Origin of the sequence: Geobacillus uzenensis, from assembly GCF_002217665.1 — a bacterium.
Lineage (GTDB): Bacteria > Bacillota > Bacilli > Bacillales > Anoxybacillaceae > Geobacillus > Geobacillus subterraneus.
In genome coordinates, this window is the sequence record NZ_NEWL01000006.1 from 156,550 (window position 1) to 177,000 (window position 20,451).

At 53.8% G+C, this 20,451-nt stretch carries 19 protein-coding genes and 3 tRNA genes; 5 read left to right on the forward strand and 17 right to left on the reverse strand.

The features are described 5' to 3' along the window. Positions 1-139: 139 nt before the first annotated feature. From B9L21_RS08200 to B9L21_RS08230, 7 genes are all read right to left on the reverse strand, one after another. Complete coding sequence (locus tag B9L21_RS08200) at positions 140-493, reverse strand: methyl-accepting chemotaxis protein (protein WP_063857367.1); 354 nt, start codon at positions 491-493, stop codon at positions 140-142. Positions 494-558: 65 nt separating this feature from the next. After that, positions 559-1,113, reverse strand: a complete 555-nt coding sequence (locus B9L21_RS08205; protein ID WP_318825733.1) for a permease — start codon at positions 1,111-1,113, stop codon at positions 559-561. A 559-nt stretch (positions 1,114-1,672) separates the two neighbouring features. Further along, on the reverse strand, positions 1,673-2,422 hold the full coding sequence (gene nfsA / locus B9L21_RS08210) for an oxygen-insensitive NADPH nitroreductase (protein ID WP_063165958.1): 750 nt from the start codon (positions 2,420-2,422) through the stop codon (positions 1,673-1,675). A gap of 96 nt (positions 2,423-2,518) precedes the next feature. After that, positions 2,519-3,352, reverse strand: a complete 834-nt coding sequence (locus B9L21_RS08215) for a pirin family protein (RefSeq protein WP_063165959.1) — start codon at positions 3,350-3,352, stop codon at positions 2,519-2,521. 200 nt (positions 3,353-3,552) lie between these two features. Beyond that, positions 3,553-3,645 (reverse strand) — tRNA-Ser (locus B9L21_RS08220). Positions 3,646-3,654: 9 nt separating this feature from the next. Continuing rightward, a tRNA-Ala gene (locus B9L21_RS08225) sits at positions 3,655-3,727 on the reverse strand. A 7-nt stretch (positions 3,728-3,734) separates the two neighbouring features. Next, positions 3,735-3,808: transfer RNA gene (locus B9L21_RS08230), tRNA-Pro, on the reverse strand. 194 nt (positions 3,809-4,002) lie between these two features. Here B9L21_RS08230 and B9L21_RS08235 point away from each other — a divergent pair. Both B9L21_RS08235 and B9L21_RS08240 read left to right on the forward strand, forming a co-directional pair. Further along, on the forward strand, positions 4,003-4,767 hold the full coding sequence (locus B9L21_RS08235; protein WP_063165960.1) for a hypothetical protein: 765 nt from the start codon (positions 4,003-4,005) through the stop codon (positions 4,765-4,767). Between the two features lie 15 nt (positions 4,768-4,782). Beyond that, positions 4,783-5,253 (forward strand): hypothetical protein, encoded by a 471-nt coding sequence (locus B9L21_RS08240; RefSeq protein WP_063165961.1) that lies wholly within the window; start codon positions 4,783-4,785, stop codon positions 5,251-5,253. Positions 5,254-5,416: 163 nt separating this feature from the next. On the opposite strand, the gene B9L21_RS08245 is transcribed toward B9L21_RS08240, so the two are convergent. The 8 genes from B9L21_RS08245 to B9L21_RS08285 all read right to left on the reverse strand — a co-directional run bounded on the left by B9L21_RS08245 (position 5,417) and on the right by B9L21_RS08285 (position 13,611). Further along, entirely contained in the window at positions 5,417-6,397 is a 981-nt protein-coding gene (locus B9L21_RS08245) for an ABC transporter permease (protein ID WP_063165962.1), read from the reverse strand. Then, the gene (locus B9L21_RS08250) at positions 6,390-7,304 is read right to left on the reverse strand and encodes an ABC transporter ATP-binding protein (RefSeq protein ID WP_063165963.1); all 915 of its coding nucleotides are present in this window, start codon (positions 7,302-7,304) and stop codon (positions 6,390-6,392) included. The genes B9L21_RS08245 and B9L21_RS08250 overlap by 8 nt, the downstream gene beginning before the upstream one ends. Beyond that, on the reverse strand, positions 7,301-8,104 hold the full coding sequence (locus tag B9L21_RS08255) for an SGNH/GDSL hydrolase family protein (protein WP_063165964.1): 804 nt from the start codon (positions 8,102-8,104) through the stop codon (positions 7,301-7,303). Before B9L21_RS08255 ends, B9L21_RS08250 begins: the two co-directional genes overlap by 4 nt. Before the next feature lie 117 nt (positions 8,105-8,221). Beyond that, the gene (locus B9L21_RS08260; RefSeq protein WP_063165965.1) at positions 8,222-9,181 is read right to left on the reverse strand and encodes an MBL fold metallo-hydrolase; all 960 of its coding nucleotides are present in this window, start codon (positions 9,179-9,181) and stop codon (positions 8,222-8,224) included. A 380-nt stretch (positions 9,182-9,561) separates the two neighbouring features. Beyond that, positions 9,562-10,449 carry a sulfite exporter TauE/SafE family protein gene (locus tag B9L21_RS08270; protein WP_063165966.1) on the reverse strand — a complete coding sequence of 296 codons (888 nt, stop codon included), beginning with the start codon at positions 10,447-10,449 and terminating at the stop codon, positions 9,562-9,564. A 366-nt stretch (positions 10,450-10,815) separates the two neighbouring features. Then, positions 10,816-12,174, reverse strand: a complete 1,359-nt coding sequence (gene glnA / locus B9L21_RS08275) for a type I glutamate--ammonia ligase (RefSeq protein WP_063165967.1) — start codon at positions 12,172-12,174, stop codon at positions 10,816-10,818. 224 nt (positions 12,175-12,398) lie between these two features. Beyond that, complete coding sequence (locus tag B9L21_RS08280) at positions 12,399-12,788, reverse strand: gamma-glutamylcyclotransferase (protein ID WP_063165968.1); 390 nt, start codon at positions 12,786-12,788, stop codon at positions 12,399-12,401. Positions 12,789-13,047: 259 nt separating this feature from the next. Then, on the reverse strand, positions 13,048-13,611 hold the full coding sequence (locus B9L21_RS08285; RefSeq protein WP_063167356.1) for a thioredoxin family protein: 564 nt from the start codon (positions 13,609-13,611) through the stop codon (positions 13,048-13,050). Positions 13,612-13,743: 132 nt separating this feature from the next. Between B9L21_RS08285 and B9L21_RS08290 the strand changes: the two genes are divergently transcribed. From B9L21_RS08290 to B9L21_RS08300, 3 genes are all read left to right on the forward strand, one after another. Beyond that, on the forward strand, positions 13,744-14,730 hold the full coding sequence (locus tag B9L21_RS08290; RefSeq protein WP_225995640.1) for a hypothetical protein: 987 nt from the start codon (positions 13,744-13,746) through the stop codon (positions 14,728-14,730). A 187-nt stretch (positions 14,731-14,917) separates the two neighbouring features. After that, on the forward strand, positions 14,918-15,922 hold the full coding sequence (locus tag B9L21_RS08295) for an LLM class flavin-dependent oxidoreductase (protein ID WP_063165969.1): 1,005 nt from the start codon (positions 14,918-14,920) through the stop codon (positions 15,920-15,922). 5 nt (positions 15,923-15,927) lie between these two features. Continuing rightward, positions 15,928-16,575: an MOSC domain-containing protein gene (locus tag B9L21_RS08300; RefSeq protein ID WP_063165970.1), complete on the forward strand. Its 648-nt coding sequence runs from the start codon at positions 15,928-15,930 to the stop codon at positions 16,573-16,575. A gap of 142 nt (positions 16,576-16,717) precedes the next feature. Here the strand turns inward: B9L21_RS08300 and B9L21_RS08305 are convergent, their stop codons facing one another. Together B9L21_RS08305 and B9L21_RS08310 are read right to left on the reverse strand one after the other, a co-directional pair. Beyond that, positions 16,718-18,517 (reverse strand): ABC transporter ATP-binding protein, encoded by a 1,800-nt coding sequence (locus B9L21_RS08305; protein WP_063165971.1) that lies wholly within the window; start codon positions 18,515-18,517, stop codon positions 16,718-16,720. Next, complete coding sequence (locus tag B9L21_RS08310; protein ID WP_063165972.1) at positions 18,501-20,237, reverse strand: ABC transporter ATP-binding protein; 1,737 nt, start codon at positions 20,235-20,237, stop codon at positions 18,501-18,503. The genes B9L21_RS08305 and B9L21_RS08310 overlap by 17 nt, the downstream gene beginning before the upstream one ends. Between the last annotated feature and the right edge of the window lie 214 nt (positions 20,238-20,451).

A 20,451-nucleotide genomic window follows, 5' to 3' on the forward strand; every position in this document is an offset into this window, starting at 1 on the left:
AACGAAATCCCACTCCCACAAATACCAACCGGTTGGTATGTTACCTCTATTATATTCGAATGTTCTGAAAAGTACAATACTTTTTTATACTTTTGTCCAACAGGAAAACGTCAAGTGCGTTCCCCTGTTGGCGTAAGTATTACGAATCAAGGGGACTCAGCTTTTTAGTCGTTTGGACGATATGGCCAAACGCCGCGTTCAATTCTTGCAAACTGGCGGAGTGTTCTTCAGTAAATGCGGCAATATGCTGGATAGCACCATCAAACTCTTTAACCGCCTTTTGAATGCTTTCAAGCTGTTTTTTGATCTGAACTGCCGCGTTTTTGCTGTCAGCTGCCATTTTACGGATTTCACTGGCCACAACCTCGAAGCCGCTGCCGTGCTCTCCAGCTCGCGCCGCTTCAATGGCGGCATTCAACCCCAGCCAATGCGACTGATCGGCCACCTCCTGCACAAAGCGGACAACAGCATCGATTTGTGCTACATCCTCCATTACTTTCTGCGACTTCAGACATAGGAATATAGCTCCGTTATTTCCGCTCAAGTTGCCTCCGTATACTAGCCACCGTTATACACTTGCTGTTTGGAATGTTTCAGCATTTCTTCGAACCGATAGAACAATGAAGTTTGTGGTTTGCGTCTTTGTACCGGTAAGGAGACAGGTCGCCTCAGCTGATTCGAGGAAAAGAACAGACTGATGCTCCACGCAATCAACAGCGCGGCCGCAAAACCAAGCCCCATTCGCCATCCCGCGATCATAGCATCGTTTCCAAACGCCATATACGTCGATAAGATGACGATTGGATTAATCAGGGGACCGGTTAAGAGAAATCCCACTGCCGCCCCTAACGGCACGCCTTTGCCAACCAGCTTTCGCACGATCGGAACAATCCCACACTCACACGCCGGAAAAAGAGCCCCAACCACACATCCCATCGCAACAGCCTTAAAAGAATGGGCGGGAATCCAGCGCCGAATATGCTCCTCCGTTACAAAAATTTGAATCGCCCCTGCTACAATAACACCAATGAGGATAAACGGAAGTGCTTCGATCACCATACTTAAAAAATAGTCACAAACTGTCGAAACGAGTCCGGAATCTCTGCCGTCCATAACGCCCCAAACCACTGGCTAAATACGATCAAATACGCTGCGACCCCTATAACCACAATCCCCGTCATATCAACTAACATCGACGAAAACAGGCGCCTCATTCCTCTTCCCCTCCCCCCGACATCCACGGTTAAGACATTTTTTCATCCCAGGCTAAGTCTAGGAACATAAACGAGCCGATATACATCGATTTATTGTATTAAAGCGTAACCGTTCTTATTTACAAACGATATGTCTGACCGCCCGATTACATGTCCACTTTTATACGACAAGTTTTTCTTTCAACTCTTCTTGAAATAGGCTGCTGGGCGGCTTTATCCTCGACTACATACGTGTCGTCCTTTCGCTCGGCGATCCGGTAAGCAGGCAATTACCAAACGATCTTAATGAATAGCAAACCAACTTCCCCAAAGGCAGAGACAATGTACGAACTATCACCAGTGCATGCCGTTCGTTGTGGACAAAATAATGTTTACATAAATCGCCGTTTATTTCCGCTAGCAGTTCTGTGATTAAAGCGCGCAGACAGCGAAAAACCCCGCTTCCGCATGAAGCGAGGCTATTGTAAATTAAACCCTTTCCTCTCCACAAATTCTTTCATATACATCCGGACCGGACGGCTGAGCATGTTGGCCATCTGCCCCGTCCATGTATCGCGGCGACGGCCGTTTGTCCGCTGCTCGTAGTAAGCTGACACCGTTTCATTATACCGCTGCAACTGCTCGATGAACCGGCCGCGGTCTTGATCGTATTCATCCTCATGATACACGTGATCTAACGGCAACCGCGGCTTTGGATCCGGCGTTTGCGCAGGATAGCCGACGGCAAGCCCAAACAGCGGAATGACCCGTTTCGGCACCTTCAACAGTGCACATACGTCCGGCAAGTGGTTGCGCAGCCCGCCGATATAGCAAATGCCAAGCCCCATCGACTCGGCGGCAATGGCGGCGTTTTGCGCGGCAAGCGCCGTGTCGATGAGCGCCACCATAAACTTTTCCGTGCTCTCAAGCGACGGAATCACGTCTTTTCTTTCAAGCTCCCCGATGAGTTCATGGCGGTGAAAATCGGCGCAAAAGACAAAGAAATGGCCGTTATGCTCGACATAGGCTTGATTCCCGGCCAGTTCGGCAAGCTTTCGCTTTTTCTCCGGATCTTTCACCCCAATGATCGAATACGCTTGGACGTAGCTTGAGGTCGACGCCGCCTGGGCGCATTCAACGATCGTGCGAATTTGTTCATCCGTGAGCGGCCGATCTTCGAAGCGGCGGATCGAACGGTGCTGCAAAATCATTTCGATAACGGGATTCATCTTGTACACACCCTCCTGTACAATGAATAGCTTGCCATCGATGATTATCATAACAAAAAAGAAAGAGCCGAAAAAATGATCGGCTCTTTCCTGCCATTACTGTCCAAAACGCCCTTCTTGGTAGTCACGAATCGCTTCGCGGATTTGTTCCGGCGTGTTCATGACAAACGGCCCATAGGCGACGACCGGTTCGTTTACCGGCTCACCGGCGTAAAGAAGGAGGCGCAGTTTTTCGCGGGCGGTCACGTTCAGCTCCGTTTCTTCGCCGCGGTCGTGGCGGCTTAGCCACAACACTTGCCCGGCTTTTCCTTCCGTGTGGTCAGCGCCAAACGTGCCGCTTCCTTCTAAAATATACAGAAAACCGTTGTAATGGCCCGGCAAGTCTTGCGCGACAGTAACTCCCGGTTCAACCGTCATTTCGACCATCGTCACCGGAACGATATTTTTCGTCGGCGCCTGCACCCCTTTTGATGAGCCGGAAAAGACGCGAATCGTCACCCCTTCTTCTTGCCGTACAGGCATATGTTCGGCGCGCAAGTTTTGGTAGCGCGGCTCGATCATTTTATGCGTGCTCGGCAAATTGACCCATAGCTGAAGGCTGTGCACGGTCGAACCGGGCGCCGGATCTTCCTTATGGACGACGCCGCGTCCGGCGGTCATCCATTGTACATCCCCAGGCCCGAGCGTGCCGTGGCCGGCTTTGCTGTCGAAGTGTTCGAGTTCGCCGCTGATTACGTACGTGACCGTCTCAATGCCGCGGTGCGGGTGAACATCAAAGGCGCCCCGCTGAAAAATGTCCTCCATCAATAGCAAAAACGGGTCATACTCTTGCCAATTCCCGGGCTCGAGCACCGGACCGCTTTGGTGAATCGGGCTGTGGGCGGTGATTTGCACCGTCTTGATATGGCGAATGTGGCGTTGAACAGCCATAACCTCTCCTCCTCTTTTTTTCCATACCGGACACAACCGGGAGAGGGGACAGCCGCCCGCCGCCAACTGTCCCCTTCTCCTCCATCGTATCCGATTCCGCCAAAAATAGGCAAATCATCTGCTCAGCAGCCGGCCGCCGCCCAAGCTGACAAAAACAAAAAACCTGCCGGCAATCGGCAGGTTGACGTTCGTATGTAAGATGGCGGAGGAAGAGGGATTCGAACCCCCGCGGGCTGTGACACCCCTAGCGGTTTTCGAAACCGCCCCCTTCAGCCAGACTTGGGTATTCCTCCGTATGAAAATGGAGCCTATCGGATTCGAACCGATGACCTCCTGCGTGCGGGGCAGGCGCTCTCCCAGCTGAGCTAAGGCCCCATAGTGATCGGGAAGACAGGATTTGAACCTGCGACCTCACGGACCCGAACCGTGTGCTCTACCAAGCTGAGCTACTTCCCGTTATTTATTTCCCCTTGCGACAATTTATATTTTATATGAACCTCTTAAGAAAGTCAATAGCTTTTTATGATTTTTTTTGCGCACAAGACGGAAATCCATTGCTTTTTCCGCTGCCTGTTGCATAGCCACCGCCCCTTTTTTCCTATACTAAAGACACGGCAGTCGTGCGGCAACATCGAAAAGGGGGCGGTTTCGTGAAACTCATTCCACCAGCGCGACGCAAACGGGCTCATTTGTCGCAGTTTACCACAACCCATATCCATTTGCGCCACCCGCTGGTCGTCGCCTTTTTCTCGTTTTCGTTTCCCGGGTTCGGCAATTTAATGCAGCACCGTTACGCCACGGCTTTTATTTTAATCGTTTGGGAGCTGTTTATCAATACAAAAGCGCACGTAAACACAGGTATATTATACTCGCTCCTTGGTGACTTTGAAAAGGCAAAAGCGGTGCTCGATGAACGATGGCTCATGTTTTATGTTGCGATCTACGTATACGGCATTTGGGACAGCTATCGCGGCTCGGTCGATATGAATAAGCTGTATTTGCTCGCTGACCGGGAAGATGCGCCGATCCCTCCTATTCGCATAGGGGTTTGGGACATCAATTACTTAGACAAACGCGAACCATGGCTGGCGCTCGCCTGGTCGGTGCTCGCTCCAGGGCTTGGTCATTTATACGTCCATAAAGTGATCACCGGTTTGTTCGTTTTCGCCTTTACGATCATCGTTTCCTATTTGGCCCACTTGCCGGAGGCGATTATTGATACGCTGACCGGCCGGTTTGATGAGGCGGTGCGCACCTTAAATATGCAGTGGGCGTTGTATTTGCCGTCCATTTATTCATTCATCTTTTACGATGCATACGTTTCAGCCGTCGAGTACAACAAACTGTTTGAAAAAGAGTTATCCAACTATTTGCGCCGCCGCTGCCAGCCGAAACAATTCCCGTGGCCGGTTTGATTAGGAGGCTGTTTCATGATTGTCGTCGCCACTTTTGAAAATCATTTGTTCGTGGAGCTGGCGATTTCCGCCCTCCGCCAAAAAGGGATCGCCCCGCACCATCTGTTCGCTGTTCCCCTTGATCGCCGTACAGAACCACCGCAGCTGCTCGATTCGATCCACCGTGCTGACGGCTTCAGCTTCCTTGATTTAGCCGCGATTTTTGGAACATGTTTCATGCTGCTCGGTTCGATTTACGGCTATGTGTTAACATGGGGGCCGATCATTTGGGGCATTATCGGGGCGGTGGGCGGCATCGGGTTCGGCCTGTTGTTGAAATGGTGGCTCAACCGAAACACAGCGCGCCGCCAAACGAACATGCGCGCGGAAATCGTGCTCCTCATCCGCTGTGATGAAACGCAATGGCCAATGATCGAACGGCTGTTATGGGATCATCATGCGCTCGGCCTCGCCGGCATCCGGGATGAGAAGGCAGGCGGCCGCTGACAGCGGCGCAAAACAAAAATGTCAGCTTCCCATCGGCGGTCGGCATCAGGGCGGCGGTTCCTAAACAATCGCCCGCATACGGAAGCGAAGTCGCTGAAGATCCGGACGCATGAACGCTCGCTGAAACACCCGCGGGGATTCCCCCGCGGGTGTTTGTTGCTTCTCAATACACATCCCGACGCGTAAAAACAACAAAAGCGACGATGAGGGCGATAAGCCCCCAAACGGCCAGCACCGCCATCGAAAAGCCGAGCGTCATCCCTTCCACCGGCGGCGCCGTTCCTTTAATATAGTCGGTAAGGCGCAAATTAACCATAAACAAATATTTCGCCGAATGCCATGACGACACCATATTGGATAAAATGGCGCCGGAAATGAGCGCCGCCAGCATAATGCCCATCACCGCGGCTGTGCTGCGCAAGAGTACGGAAAGCATAAACGTCAACGTGCCGACAACAACGCTGACAAACGCTGCTAGACCGAGCTCAATAAGCACGTACTTCCATTGCGGAATCATATGAACGTTCGTTGTATCGAGATCCTCCCCTTGAGGGACAAATCCGGTCAATAGCGGCAGATGAAAGCCGCCGTACCCGAACACAAGGCCGGAAATGACATACGACAACACCGCGGCCGTCAACATAATAAACGATACAGACAACAATAGAGCGATATATTTGCTGAGCAGCACTTTCCACCGTTTCACCGGACGGACGAGAAGCAGCTTGATCGTTCCGGCGCTCGCCTCCGACGAGACGAGATCAGCCGCCACCACCATCACGAGCAGCGGCAAAAACAAATCGATGGCGTTTTCGATAAAAATGCGCATAAACGTCGGGGCACCGGGAGCAGACGGGTTAATGTCATGCTCTAGGTAATATTGTTGCTGCTTTAGGCGGATTTGCAAATATTTGCGCCACTCCTCGGACATGCTCGGCGACTGGAGGCGGTTTTGCAAGTCGACGATTTGCTGCTGCAGCTGCGTCCGCCAGTCGGTCGTGCCAAGCCGCTTTTTCAGCTCCTCCGCCTCCCGGTATTGGGCGTATGTAAATAAGGCGACGAGCACCGCCACGATGGCGGCGATCACCCATAGCCGCTTTTTTCGGACAATTTTCAGCATTTCATTGTACACGAGCTTACTCAATCGTTTCGCCCCCTGTCAGCTCGATAAACAAATCTTCGAGCGTCGGCAGCCGCGGTTCAATCTCAGCGACCGCCACCCCGGCGTGGACGAGCTTAGCGTTCCAGTCAGCGAGCTTGGCTGGCTCATACGGCGTAACAATCTCCTCCTCGTCCGCCCGCAGCACTTCCGTTTCTTCAGCGAGCAGTGCCCGCGCCTTGTCAGCCGGAGTGGCTTTCCAAACAACGCGCGCCTGTTCGTTTAACAGCCGCTCGACCGTATCGACGGCCAGCAGCCGCCCTTTTGCCATAATGGCAACGCGGTCGCACATGAGCTGAATTTCGCTTAACAAGTGCGATGACACGAGAACGCTCAGCCCTTCCGTTTTTGCCAAAAAGCGAATAAAGGCGCGCATTTCGCGGATGCCGGCCGGATCAAGGCCGTTGGTCGGCTCATCCAAAATCAGCACCCTCGGTTTCCCGAGCAGCGCCTGGGCGATGCCGAGCCGCTGCCGCATGCCGAGCGAATACGTGTTCACCCGGTCGTGAATGCGCTGCTCAAGCCCGACGAGCCTCGCCACTTCCATGATCCGCTCCGCGCCGACTTCGGGCATCATGCGGGCGAAATGTTCGAGGTTTTCCCACCCCGTTAAGTACGGGTACATTTCCGGATTTTCGACGATGCAGCCGATTTGGCGGATCGCCTCGGTAAACTGGCGGTGAAGGTCATATCCGCCGATCACCACCGTCCCGGATGTCGGCCGAATGAGCCCGACAAGCATGCGGATCGTTGTCGTTTTGCCCGCCCCGTTCGGCCCTAAAAAGCCGAACACTTCCCCTTCGTGCAATTCAAACGAAATGCCTTGAATAATTTCTTTGCCGCGAATCGTTTTCCGCAGTTCGTTGACTGCTAACGTCACCTGTTTCGTCATCGACCATTCTCCTCCGTCAGCGTAATGAGTGAAGCGACGCGCTCTCCGATCCGCTTGTACCCCTCTTTGTTTGGATGGAAATGGTCGCTGTACAAATAGTCGTTGACATGCAAAGCAAATAAATCAAACGTCGGCACCGCGACGATGTTCGGATAACGGGCTGCCACTTCTGCCGAGGCAAAGTTCCAGTCTCGGACGACGGCTGACGTTCGTTTGGCATCATCTAAATCGCTGAACGGATTGTACAAGCCGATCGCAAAAATGACCGCTCCGCTGTTCAGGCGCCGGAGCATGGCAAAAATGCGGTCAAGGTTCGCGACATACTGCCGTTTCGCCGCATTCAGCTCTTTCATATTCAACTCAAGCGCTTCTCCGCCCCGAAACAGATCATTGCCGCCGATCGTCATCACAATCAGATCGGCCATGGCGATTTGCCGCTGAATCTCAGGCTGGCCGAGCTGGCGAAGCAAGCCATCGGAGCGCAGGCCGCGAATCGCCAAGTTCGTGACGCGAATCGATGCATCCGACTGTTTTCGAAGATCATCGACCATATAGCCGACATACCCTTTGCCGCTTTCATCGCCCGTTCCCCGCGTCAACGAGTCGCCTAAAGCGACAATGTCAATCTCCTCATCGCGCTCCTTTATTTCGTTGGCTGGCGGCTGCTTTTGCTCGACCGGCGGCTTCGCGGCCGTAAAAAACTGGTCTTGCACCGCCAGGGCGAGACCGCCGAGCCAAAGCACCGCAGATAGCGCGGCAACAGCGATCACAAGCGCCACAATGCCAGGTCTAGGTCGCATGCAACCATCCTTTCATTGTTTTTCGTTATCTTTTATCATACACAAATAAGGCGGACAATACCTAATCTCCTGTTTACAAAAAAAGCTTGGCCACTCGGCCAAGCAGAACGGAATCAGCTATTGCTGCTTCTTTTTCCAATAATCGATGATCCCCATCGCACACACTTGCAAGTCGAGCTCAATCGCGGCATAGGCTGGCGAAGAGGACGGGACGCCGTGTTCGTTCAGAAACGCGATGATGTCATGACGCAACCGTTGCGCGGCCGCTTTCGCCTGTTCGGCCACCGGCGCCTCAGGATGGCGGGCGATCGCTTCGTTTCCGGCCGCAACAAACTTCGGCAGCCAAAAACGGAGCTGCCGGAACGCCTCCCCTGGTTGATCGAGCGCGCCAAAATGACCGAAATAGATGCGCGTCGGGTTCAGCTTCTCGAGCCGCTCGGCCGATCGTTCCATCGCTTCAGGGTCAAACTGGTTGGGCGAAGTCGACGGCAGGCAAAACGCAAGCCCCGCCTCTTGCAGCTGCGGATAAAAAACACCGATCGTATCGCCGGTAAACACACCGCCGCTGTATGAATCATAAATCGAAAAATGGTGGTTCGCATGTCCCGGCGTATCGTAAAACGTGAGCGTCCGCTCCGCACTCAGCACAAGCGTTTCCCCATCCTCTTTGACGATCAGTCTCTCTTCCGGAACCGGAACAATCGGATCAAAGAGGGCGTCAAATTGCGCCCCGTATACCGCCTTCGCTCCAGCGATCAAACGCGACGGATCGGCCAAATGCCGCTTCCCTTTCGGATGAACGACAACCGTGGCGTTCGGGCAATGCTCAAGCAACAGCCCCACACCGCCCGCATGATCCAAATGAATATGGGTAACGATGATATAGCGAATATCGGTCGGATCGATCTGAAGCGCTTTCAACCCAGCAAGCAAATGCGGCACCGATGGGCTCGGCCCCGTTTCAATCACCGCCACGTTTTCTTCATGAAGCACGTATGTACCGGTGCGCTGCGGCATGCGCAAGTCGTATAAGTCGATGAGCGACATACGGTAACCAAGATCAACCGGCTTTGTCATTGTTCTCCTCCCTCTCATATTTTGTGTGCAGAATATTCTAACATAAAGATAGAATTCGCGCTACCAATGACCCTCACACAAATCAACCAACAATTTCACTTTTCACAAATCAAAAGAGCCCCACGCCACCTTTTGACTTGGAGCTCCTTTTACTTATACTTATGCCAAATTACTATGCCGTTGAAATGCTTTTTGGTGCTCAACTTGTTGATTGTTCGCGTATTGCAAACAGATAGCGTCCAAAATCAAGTGCGTACATTGGTCAAATAAGGAGCCTAGCGGTTGCTTGCTTTGTGTCTCATAACCATTCATCCCGTACAATAACCGATACGTAACGATCATATGACTCGAACAGTTATGAGCTAAACTTCCGTGATTGCTTATGACGCCATCTCACCGCTGGCTACTTTTCCTTTCCTCCTGTTTCTTATCGCCAGCCATACCGCGGCGGCCCATCCCATAACGATCAGCCCATAAACGGCCGAATACACCGACGCTGATACCTCCCAAGCGTGGAGGAGTGTGCGGACGTTCGTCAAAATGATTAATCCCCCAACGAGCACTCCGAGCAAATGGGACGGCAACTTGCGCACGAGCCAGGCAGCAATTGGTGCCGCAACGATGCCGCCGGCCATAAGCGTCAGCACCCAGTACCAGTCGACTTGCTCCCAGCCAAGGGAAATCGCAAATCCTAATGTCGCCGACAACGCGATGGCAAATTCGGACGTATCGACTGTGCCGATGACTTTGCGCGTTTCCATGCTTTTATTCGCCAACAACACCGGCGTCGCGATCGGACCCCAGCCTCCGCCGCCGGTCGCATCAAGGAACCCAGCCGCCAACCCGAGCGGGATGAGCTGCCTGTTTGACCATTGTTTTTCCGGTTTGGACAGCGAACGGCCGTTTAAAAACAAAAACCGGTAAATAATATAGAAGCCAAGCGTTAACAAAAACAACGAGATGTACGGTTTAATCAAATCCCCTGGCAACTTGCTTAAAAAGCACGCCCCAACAAACGCACCGACCGACCCAGGAATAATGAGCTTAACCACCATTGCGCGGTCAACGTTGCCAAATTTCCAATGGGATGCACCCGATGCCGCGGTCGTCACGACTTCCGCGAGATGAACGGACGCCGACGCGACAGCCGGGGCGATGCCGAACGTCAATAAGAGCGTCGTTGACGTGACGCCGTACGCCATTCCGAGTGATCCGTCAATGAGCTGGGCGATAAAGCCAACGAACACAAACACAATCCACTTTTTCACCTTTCTCCCTCCGTTTGCAACGTTTGAATGGATAGATGATGTATTTAATTTAATTCCAACTATTCATAGTTGTCAACTATGAATTTTGAAAAAATAAAAAATTCGGCCATTCACTTGCCGTTCTTGTCTGTGGTGCGCGAAAAATGCGCAAGTTTTGCCGTGGCGCGATCACTGACCGATGGTTTTTATGAAACAAACTTCGTTCGCCGCCTCGATCGGAAAACGGCCGCTTGCAAACCGATGATTGTCATATAAAGAAGTTTGATAGAAAAAGGGCGCCCTGAACTGCAGAGCGCCCTTTGTTTGCCCTAGTGAACTACTCCCACTTAGCTTTGCTTGAAGTGGGAGACTTCTTTCGGAATTATGTTAAAACTTCCCTTGATATTGTTCGATTTCCCACGTATGAACCGCCGTGCGGTAACTGTTCCATTCTTCTTTTTTCATCGCCACGTATTCATTGAATACATGCTCGCCGAGCGTCGCACGGCCGATTTCACCGCCTTCGAATGCCGCGATGGCAGCGCCTAAGTTTTCCGGCAAGTTGTCGATGCCAAGTTCGGCGCGGCGTTCTTCTGGCATATGGAAAATGTCTTCATCAATCGCCGCTGGAGGCGTTAAGCCTTTTTCCACACCGTCAAGGCCTGCTGCTGCGATGATGGCGTATGCCAAGTACGGGTTGGCCGACGGATCCGGGCAGCGCAGCTCGACGCGCGTTGCCATGCCGCGCTTCGCCGGGATGCGGATGAGCGCCGAACGGTTGGAAGCCGACCATGCGATGTAGCAAGGTGCTTCATATCCTGGCACAAGCCGTTTATACGAATTGACGAGCGGGTTTGTCACCGCAGCAAAGTTTTTCACGTTTTTCAACAAACCGGCGATAAACTGGTACGCTGTTTCCGACAGCTGGTTAGCGTCGTTTGGATCAAAAAACGCATTTTCCCCGTCTTTAAATAGAGAAATGTTCACATGCATCCCCGAACCGTTGATGCCAAACACCGGTTTCGGCATAAACGTCGCGTGAAGGCCGAATTTGCCGGCGATCGTTTTGACAACCCATTTGTATGTCGTCGCGTTGTCCGCCGCGCCGAGCGCATCCGCATATTTGAAGTTGATTTCATGCTGTCCTTCCGCTACTTCATGGTGCGATGCTTCAATCGTAAAGCCCATCGCTTTGAGGGCGCGGTAAATTTCGAGACGAACGCGTTCACCCAAGTCTTTCGGGGACGGTTCAAAATACCCGCCGTTATCATGGAGTTCAAGCGTCGGGTTGCCATTTTCATCCGCTTTGAACAGGAAAAATTCGAGCTCCGGGCCGACCGAAATCGTATATCCTTTTTCTGCTGCTCGCTCAACCGTTTTTTTCAGCACGTTGCGCGGATCGCCTTCAAACGGCGTGCCGTCCGGGTTAGCGACCGAGCAGAGGAAGCGCGCTTCCGCATAGCCCTCTTCGACCGTCCACGGCAACACCGCAAACGTATTTACATCTGGAACAAGGTACAAGTCGGAACGATTGATCGGCGAAAACCCTTTGATCGACGAACCGTCAAACATGATTTTTCCTTCGACGACGTCATCAAGCTGTTCCGCCGTCACCGTTACATGTTTTAAAATTCCTTCAATGTCGACAAACTGCAAATGGAGAAGCTCAACGTTTTTTTGTTTGATCGTTTCTTTAATTTGTTCCAACAACCCCGCTTGTGTAGAGGAAACGAACGTTTTTGACATGTCACATTACCTCACATTCGTGCGTTTATTTTTCTAACATGATTTTATTATAGAAAAAGAGCGGCCGTTTGGCAACCCTTTTTCATCAATTTTTCTGTATTTTTATAACGTTTTTTGCAATCGCTTTCAAATAAAGAGAGGGAAATGGATATTTATGCAAAAAAATAAACAGCTTGGGGAACGATCGTTTCCGTCAAGCTGTTCTTCGTCACTCGCTATCGATGTTACATTTTCTCCTCACGCCGCCGCCATGATCCGGACGGGATGGGCGGCAAGCCGGCCGCTTTTTCCGGAGGATAAACGTACACATACCCTTCAACCGGCTGACAGGCATCCCGAACCCATACCCGCTCGTATTCATTGTCGTCCCGCCCTTCCGCATAGTCTTCGAGCTCATCCATCGCTTTGAGCCCCTCTTCCGTCACCGTCAGCCATTCCCCTTCCACTTCCCCGTCTTCTCCGAGCACAAGGGCGGGGTACGAGCCGACGTTGTATAAACGGCCGTTTACTTTCCCTGGGCATACGGCGAGAACGTACGGAGCGGCGACATGATGGTTGTCCTCACCGGTCAGCAACGTTCCATACACAAACACCCGATATCGTCGTTTTGCCATCTCCTCGCTCCCCTTTTTGTTTACATAATGCAAATTATGAAAACTCAAAGGATGAAACAAAAACAATGGAAGCCCTGCCTCTCATCCATCCTTGCCGCTCCGAAGCGGCGCCAGTGTGAATTTGTCTAGCGATTGGCGGCAGCAAAAAAGCCGTGCCCGGTTGCACTCGCGAAGCAACGGCACGGCAGTGACGATTTCTTGACGAACGAATGACGCTTTTTCCATCATACCTGTTTGATCACGAAATGTCAATCGTTTTTTACGACGTTGGCTTCCATTTAATGCTGCAGCCGATGCTCGGCTTTTGGTTTTCCGGCACCGGACGACCCGCTAGCAAGGCGTCAAGCGCCGCGCGAATCGATTCTCCGGTGACCGGAATGCCGTTGTTTGGGCGCGAATCGTCAAGCTGGCCGCGATAGACGCATTTCAGTTCGCGGTCAAAAATGTAAAAATCCGGGGTGCAGGCGGCGTCGTATGCTTTCGCCACTTCCTGCGTCTCATCGTATAAGTACGGGAACGGATAGCCGAGCTCTTCGGCCACCTTTTTCATGTTTTCCGGCGAGTCCTCCGGATATTGTTCAGCGTCGTTGGCGTTGATCGCGACAAACGACACCCCATTTGGCATGTAGTCGTTCGCTAAGCGGACGAGTTCGTTCTGTACATGTTTCACAAACGGACAATGGTTGCAAATAAACATAATGACGGTCGCGACATCCGATTTTACATCGTCAAGGCGGACGAGTCGGCCATCAACGGCGTTCGTGAGAGCAAACGGCGGCGCCTGTTTGCCAAGCGGAAACATGTTCGATTCAACGGCTGGCATCGTGAACACCCTTTCTCTCCTTTTTTCTTCCTCATTATACCAAAGGGCAGACCTCCCTACAAATATGCCGCCCAAACCGAACAAACAGGCATCGCATATGATGCCACATAGGCGAATGGAAAGGAGGTTTTTATGCCATTGATTTACATGAACAAGCAAATGAATCCCCGTGTATACAGCGCGGCTCCTCCTCCATCCTCACACGTCATGTTCTACCACCGCCGAACGGCCGCAGACGAACTGCTCGACGAGCAAAAACAGTTATTTGAACAGCTGGCAGAAACGCTCGCCCGGCTCGAGCGGGCGGTCGAAGAGGGGAAAATGAAACAGGCGCAACAGTGCGAGCAGACAGCTGGCGCCTTCGCCCACCTTGAACAATCGCTTGTCGCCGGACAGGAGGAACAGACAAAGCTTGGCGGGCAGCTCGTTCAGGCGCTCGCTGATCTCAGGCAGACGATGACAGCGGGGCAAGCGGAGCAAACAAAGCTCTATCGGGAGCTCGCCGAAGCGCTCGCTCGCCTTGAGCGATCCGCTGAAGCCGGACAACAACAGCAGGCACAGCGAAGCGAACAGTGGACGGCAGCGCTCGCACGCATCGAACAAACCCTCGCTGCCAGACAGAAAGAGCAAGCCGAATTCACCAACATACTCGTTCGCCTTGAGCAATCGCTCCTCATCCAGCAGCAAACAGAAAGCGAGCGGCAGCGTACATGGGAAGAACAATTTGCAAAAGAAAAAACAGCGCGCCAAGCCGTCATTGAAGCGTTGACCGTGCAAAGCGAAGCGGTGCGCCGACTCGAACAGCGGACGGCCGAGCGGGAACAGCTGGCCGAAGGGATGGCCGCCCGCCTTGAAGGGCAAGAAAAACTGTACCAAAAGCTGATCGACCAGCTCGAGCTGCAGCATGTCTTTCATCAGACGGTGATCGAACGGCTCGAAGCGCAGGAAGCGGCGCAATACAAAATCACCCGTCAGCTTGACAGCTTAAAAGAGGCGCTATACGAACGGTGTTCATTTATCGTTGACAGCGTGAAACAGCTGTTTCATTCCTTCTTCCCCGGGCGCAGCCAAAAAGCCCGTCGTCAAACGGCCGAACAGAAAGAGTCGATCCACCTTTAGGCTTAGCGGCCGACCGCAAGCGGGCAGGCCGCCTATTGGACTCCTTCCTTGCCCAGTCCGCCGCCAAAAACGGCGGACTATTTTTTGGTCTCGCTGCGAGACTAGGCAAATCAATGGACAAAACAGAGCCAAACCGCGCATAATAAGAACTATCTATTTGCACCTTGAACAAAGAGGAGGAACGATGATGGCGCTCGAGCTCAGCGTCCTTGACCAATCGCCGATCGCCGAAGGCATGACGGCGGAAACGGCGCTTGAAAACACCGTCCGGCTCGCCCAATTTGTCGAAGAGCTCGGCTATCAGCGGTTTTGGGTGTCCGAGCATCATGACACGAACAGCCTCGCCGGCTCATCCCCGGAAGTGCTGCTCGGCCATATCGGGGCGAAAACGTCGCGCATCCGCATCGGCTCCGGCGGCGTGATGTTGCCGCATTACAGCCCTTATAAGGTAGCGGAAAATTTCCACGTCCTTGCCGGACTCCACCCCGGCCGTGTTGACTTAGGCATCGGGCGGGCGCCCGGCGGCATGCCGCGGGCGACGATCGCCCTGCAAGGCGACAGACGCCGACCGGTCGACCGCTATCCGGAGCAAATCGATGACTTGCTCGGCTACTTGTATGACACCCTTCCGCCGGTGCATCCGCTTTATGGGGTGAAAGCGACGCCGATCGTCCAATCGCCGCCTGATGTATGGCTGCTCGGCTCGAGCTCGGAAACGGCCAAGCTGGCAGCGGATAAAGGGTTGCCGTACGTGTTCGCTCAATTTATTAACGGCGAAGGCGGCGAACAATATGCAACACTGTATCGTGACCGATTTACCCCATCTCCGTATTTGGCCGAGCCGCGCGCGATGGTCGCCGTGTTTGCGATTTGCGCCGAGACTGATGAAAAAGCAGAATGGATTGCCGGCAGCCTCGACTTGACGCTGCTGATGATCGAGCAAGGGATGGCGGTGAACGGCACGCCAAGCCCGGAAAAAGCCGCGGCGTATCCGTACAGCCCGTACGAGCGCAAACGGGTCGCGGACAACCGGAGACGAATGATCGTCGGCAGCCCGGCGCGCGTCAAAGACGAATTATACCGGTTAAGCGAAGCGTATGAAACAGAAGAGATCATGCTCGTTACGATTACATACGATTTCCATGACAAGCTCACCTCTTTTCGGCTGATTGTCGAGGCGGTATGGGGGTGAAACGAATGCGAATCCTTTCGATTAACATCGGAAAGCCAAAAACAGTGGAGGTCCATGGCGAGCTGCTAGTGACCGGCATTTACAAAACGCCAGTCGCCGGACCGGTCGCTGTCGGCAAACAAAACGTAGCCGGGGACGGGCAAGCGGATCTTGTCCATCACGGCGGGGAAGACAAAGCCATTTGCGCCTATCCATCAGAACATTTCGCCTATTGGGAACAGAAATATGCCCGTCCGTTTCCCCCAAGCTCGTTTGGAGAAAACTGGACGCTCTCTGGACTGACCGAAGAAAATGCATGTCTTGGCGACATTTATGCCGCCGGCACGGCGCTCGTGCAAGTGTCGCAACCGCGCCAGCCATGTTCGAAACTCGCCCTTCGCCACCGGCTCCCGGATTTGCCGAAAGCCGTCTGTCAAACGGGAAAAAGCGGATTTTATTTTCGGGTGCTGAAAGAAGGCATCGTCGAGCCGGAAGCCCCGCTGGTCCTCATTGAGCGTGGCGCCGGGGAGCTATCGATCGCCTATATAAACCACATTTACTATCATGAGCGGGACAACATCGCAGCCCTAGAACAAATCGCCCATCACCCGGCCCTATCAACGAGCTGGCGCGAAGCGTTTCTTCACCGCCTCACCAACGAGAGAAAACGGTAAACCGTTAAGATAACATCGTTCGCCTATTTAGCGTAACTTGCGAAAGATCGCCAATCACAAAACAGGCGCCCCTGTTTGAACGGCACTCCTGCATGCTTTGCAGCACTCCGTTCGCCTGTCGGGGCGCCTTTTTCTCTTCTCGCTACGCTTGCTGCACACCGCGCTCCCCATAGCGGCGATACAAATGGAAATAAAAGCCTCTCGCCGCCAACAACTCTTCGTGCGTTCCTTGTTCAATCACCTTGCCTTCGTTCAACACGAGAATGCGGTCAGCATGTTGAATCGTATTCAGCCGATGGGCGATGACAAAACATGTCCGGCCGTCCATCAGCCGCGCGAGCGCTTCTTGAATGCGCACTTCCGTCACCGTATCGATATTGCTCGTCGCTTCATCCAAAATCAATACGGACGGGTCAGCGACCATCGCCCGGGCGATGGCCAACAGCTGCCGCTGTCCTTGGCTGATCCCCCCACCGCCCGACGTCAAGACGGTGTCATAGCCGTTTGGCAGCTTCATAATAAAAGAATGGGCGTTCGCCTTCCGCGCCGCTTCCTCCACTTCTTCATCCGTCGCCTCAAGCCGCCCGTAGCGAATGTTGTCGCGAATCGTTCCTGAAAACAAAAACGCATCTTGGAGCACAAACGCCATATGCCGGCGCAAGCTTGCCCGCCTGATCGTCCGGCTGTCGCGGCCATCGATGAAAATCGCCCCCGCGTCCGGATCATAAAAGCGGGTTAACAGCTGAAGCACCGTCGTTTTGCCCGCTCCAGTCGGACCGACGAGCGCGACGGTTTCCCCAGGAGAAACGGAAAAGGTGACGCCGCAAAGCGCGGGGCGCTGCTTGTCGTATGAAAACACCACATCGCGAAACTCGATATGCCCATCGAGCCGATCAAGCACTTCCGCTTCCTGCTCATCTTCCGCTTCGCGTGGGGTATCCAACATTTCCAACACCCGCTCCGCGCCGGCTAATGCGGACAGCAACGTGTTCCATTGGTTGGCCAAATCGTTGAGCGGGCGGGTAAACTGGCGGGCGTATTCGGCAAATACAACGATCGTGCCGACTGACACGGCGCCTTTCGCCGCAAGCCATCCACCGATGCCGGCAATAAGCGCGAAACTCAAGTTGTTTAAAAAGTTCATCAGTTTCGGAATGAAGCCGGAATACGTTTGCGCCCAAAACCCGGCCTGTTTCAGCTCGGCGTTTTTGCGCGCCAACTCCGCTTCCATCCGCTTCTCTTGAGAAAACAGCTTCACGACTTTTTGGCCGGAGATGACCTCTTCAATAAAGCCGTTCATCTCGCCAAGCGCGCGCTGTTGTTCGCGAAAGCGCGCCTGCGTCCGGCGCGTAATCCAGCGCATCCCGGCGTACATGAGCGGCACAACGACGAGCGTTACGCCCGTCAACACGATGCTAAGTGAAACCATCACTGCCATCGCGCCGATCAGCGTCAACGTACTGGCGATCACTTGGGTGACGGTGCTGTTAAACGTTTGGCTCATGTTATCGATGTCGTTTGTCATCCGGCTCATCAATTCGCCTTGCTGGCGGCGGTCAAAAAAAGAAATCGGCAGCTCATGAAAATGGCGAAACAGCCGCTTTCTGATCGCATGCACCGTCCGTTGGGCAACATCGACCATCCAATAGTTTTGCAAAAACGTCGCCGCGCCAAGGGCGGCATAAATGGCAAGAAGCAAAAGCAGCATCAGCACGAAGCCGTCCGTCTTCCGCCCGACAATATACCCGTCAATCATCCGGCCGATCATGTACGGACCGGCAAGCGCCAGCGCCGAGCTGGCGACGACCATCGCCACCGCTGCGAACAGCTTCCGCTTTTGCGGGGCAATAAATGCCCAAAGCCGCCGCAATGTGCCTGCGCTGTTTTTTGCCCGCTGACCTGTCCCAAGGCGCGCTCCGTGGTGGCTATGGCGTAGTAACATTGCTTTGTCCCTTCTTTCCTTCCTGCGTAGCGACAATCCGCCGGTACAGTTCGCTTGTCGCCAGCAACTGCTCGTGGCTTCCTTGGGCGATTAAACGGCCGTCTTCCAAAAGCAAAATCGTGTCAGCCGCCATCGCCGTGCTCACCTTTTGCGTCACCATCACCGTCGTGCACGCATACCGACGCAATGCATCGAGCAGCTTCGCTTCCGTCGCCGCATCGAGCGCGCTCGTGCTGTCATCCAAAAGTAAAATGTGCGGATCGCCGACCAATGCGCGGGCGATCGACAGCCGCTGCTTTTGCCCGCCTGATAAATTGACGCCTTTTTGACCTACGAGGGCGTCATACCCATCGGGAAACTTGGCGATCGTTTCATGGATTTGTGCATCGCCCGCCGCCCGCATCATCTCTTCCGCCGTCGCCGCCGGATGGCCGAACCGGAGGTTATCGGCGATCGTCCCGGAGAATAACAGCACTTCCTGCGGAACGAAACGGACGGCCGCCCGCAGCTGCTCTAACGAGAATTCGCGTACATCGATGCCGTCAATCAACACCCGCCCGGCGCTTGGCTCATACAAGCGGGGAATCAATTGAAGAAGCGTCGATTTCCCGGATCCGGTCGCCCCCAAAATCGCTGCCGTTTCTTGCGGACGGATGACAAATGATACGTCGGAAAGGGCGTCATGCCCGCTGTTTGGGTAGCGGAACGAAACGTGCTCAAACCGGATTTCGCCGCGCCGGACTGTCAGTCCGTTCATCCCGCCCGCTCCGCCTCGCTCTTTCGGCTCATCAAGCAGTTCGGCAAGGCGGGCAGCTGAAGCGCGCGCCCGCGACAACGCCATCGTAATAAAGGTGAACATGGATAAGGCGGCCGTCGCCCGCGTCGCATAGTTGACAACTGCAACGACTTGCCCGGCGCTCGCCGTCTTGGCCTCGACACCGAAGCGGCCAAAAAACAGCACCGCGACGATGGCCGCGTTCATGACAAACAATAATACCGGCGCGATCGTCTCGACGAGACGGAGCACGCTCATCGTCCGCCGCATCAGCGCATCGTTTGCCGCTGCAAACCGCTCTTGCTCATAGGCCCCCCGCATCCATGCCTTAATGAGGCGCATGCCGGCCAAATTTTCGCGCATCACGCCGTTGACGCGGTCTAACGCCCGCTGGACGGCGGAAAACGATGATACTGCCTTTTTCATCCCCCACAATAAAAAAGCGGCCGACAGCGGAACAGCTACTGCCAAAATAAGCGCTAAACGGGAATGAACGACAAACGCCATGCCGACGCCAAAGACGACGAGCAGCGGTGCACGCAAGGCGATGCGCAAACTCATAAACAGCATGTTTTGCACTTGCGTTACGTCGTTTGTCATCCGGGTAATGAGCGAAGCCGCCGACAGCTGTTCAATGCGCGCTAACGAAAACGACTGAATTTTGGCAAATAGCGCCGTGCGCAGCGCAAAGCCGTATTCCTGTCCAACGTAAGCGGCAGCAAACGAATTGGCGATGCCGGCGGCAAACGCTAACAGCGAGGCGCCAAGCATGACGGCGCCCCACGTCAAAATGGCGGTGACATCCCGTTTGATCACGCCATCATCAATGATTTTTCCCATCAACAGCGGCTGCCAAAGTTCAATCGCCAGCTCTGTCAACATCAACAGCCACGCTAAGGCCATCCATTTCCGGTACGGCCGCAAATAAACAAGCACTCGCCGCACGCTGCGCCCCCCTCTCCTGTTCCGACCTTGGCGTCAGGCCGCACGCTGCCTCTCTTCCTAGTTTTATTCTAAACTCGAAACATTTTTTTGACAATGATGGCGCCTTTCCGAACCCGTTTGCCATGTGAACAAAAAAACCCCGAACGGACGATCATGGCCGCTTGGGGTTTTGCAGCGCCAACATTCTCGCTGCCAGTCAACAGTTGCCCACCGG

Coding starts and splice junctions, on each gene's coding strand:
- B9L21_RS08300 (WP_063165970.1), top strand. CDS start 15,928: ATGCGAATCCTTTCGATTAACATCGGAAAGCCAAAAACAGTGGAGGTC.
- B9L21_RS08240 (WP_063165961.1), top strand. CDS start 4,783: ATGATTGTCGTCGCCACTTTTGAAAATCATTTGTTCGTGGAGCTGGCG.
- B9L21_RS08200 (WP_063857367.1), bottom strand. CDS start 493: ATGGAGGATGTAGCACAAATCGATGCTGTTGTCCGCTTTGTGCAGGAG.
- B9L21_RS08215 (WP_063165959.1), bottom strand. CDS start 3,352: ATGGCTGTTCAACGCCACATTCGCCATATCAAGACGGTGCAAATCACC.
- B9L21_RS08280 (WP_063165968.1), bottom strand. CDS start 12,788: ATGGCAAAACGACGATATCGGGTGTTTGTGTATGGAACGTTGCTGACC.
- B9L21_RS08250 (WP_063165963.1), bottom strand. CDS start 7,304: ATGACGAAACAGGTGACGTTAGCAGTCAACGAACTGCGGAAAACGATT.
- B9L21_RS08305 (WP_063165971.1), bottom strand. CDS start 18,517: ATGTTACTACGCCATAGCCACCACGGAGCGCGCCTTGGGACAGGTCAG.
- B9L21_RS08295 (WP_063165969.1), top strand. CDS start 14,918: ATGGCGCTCGAGCTCAGCGTCCTTGACCAATCGCCGATCGCCGAAGGC.
- B9L21_RS08290 (WP_225995640.1), top strand. CDS start 13,744: ATGCCATTGATTTACATGAACAAGCAAATGAATCCCCGTGTATACAGC.
- B9L21_RS08255 (WP_063165964.1), bottom strand. CDS start 8,104: ATGCGACCTAGACCTGGCATTGTGGCGCTTGTGATCGCTGTTGCCGCG.
- B9L21_RS08205 (WP_318825733.1), bottom strand. CDS start 1,113: ATGGACGGCAGAGATTCCGGACTCGTTTCGACAGTTTGTGACTATTTT.
- nfsA (WP_063165958.1), bottom strand. CDS start 2,422: ATGAATCCCGTTATCGAAATGATTTTGCAGCACCGTTCGATCCGCCGC.
- glnA (WP_063165967.1), bottom strand. CDS start 12,174: ATGTCAAAAACGTTCGTTTCCTCTACACAAGCGGGGTTGTTGGAACAA.
- B9L21_RS08285 (WP_063167356.1), bottom strand. CDS start 13,611: ATGCCAGCCGTTGAATCGAACATGTTTCCGCTTGGCAAACAGGCGCCG.
- B9L21_RS08260 (WP_063165965.1), bottom strand. CDS start 9,181: ATGACAAAGCCGGTTGATCTTGGTTACCGTATGTCGCTCATCGACTTA.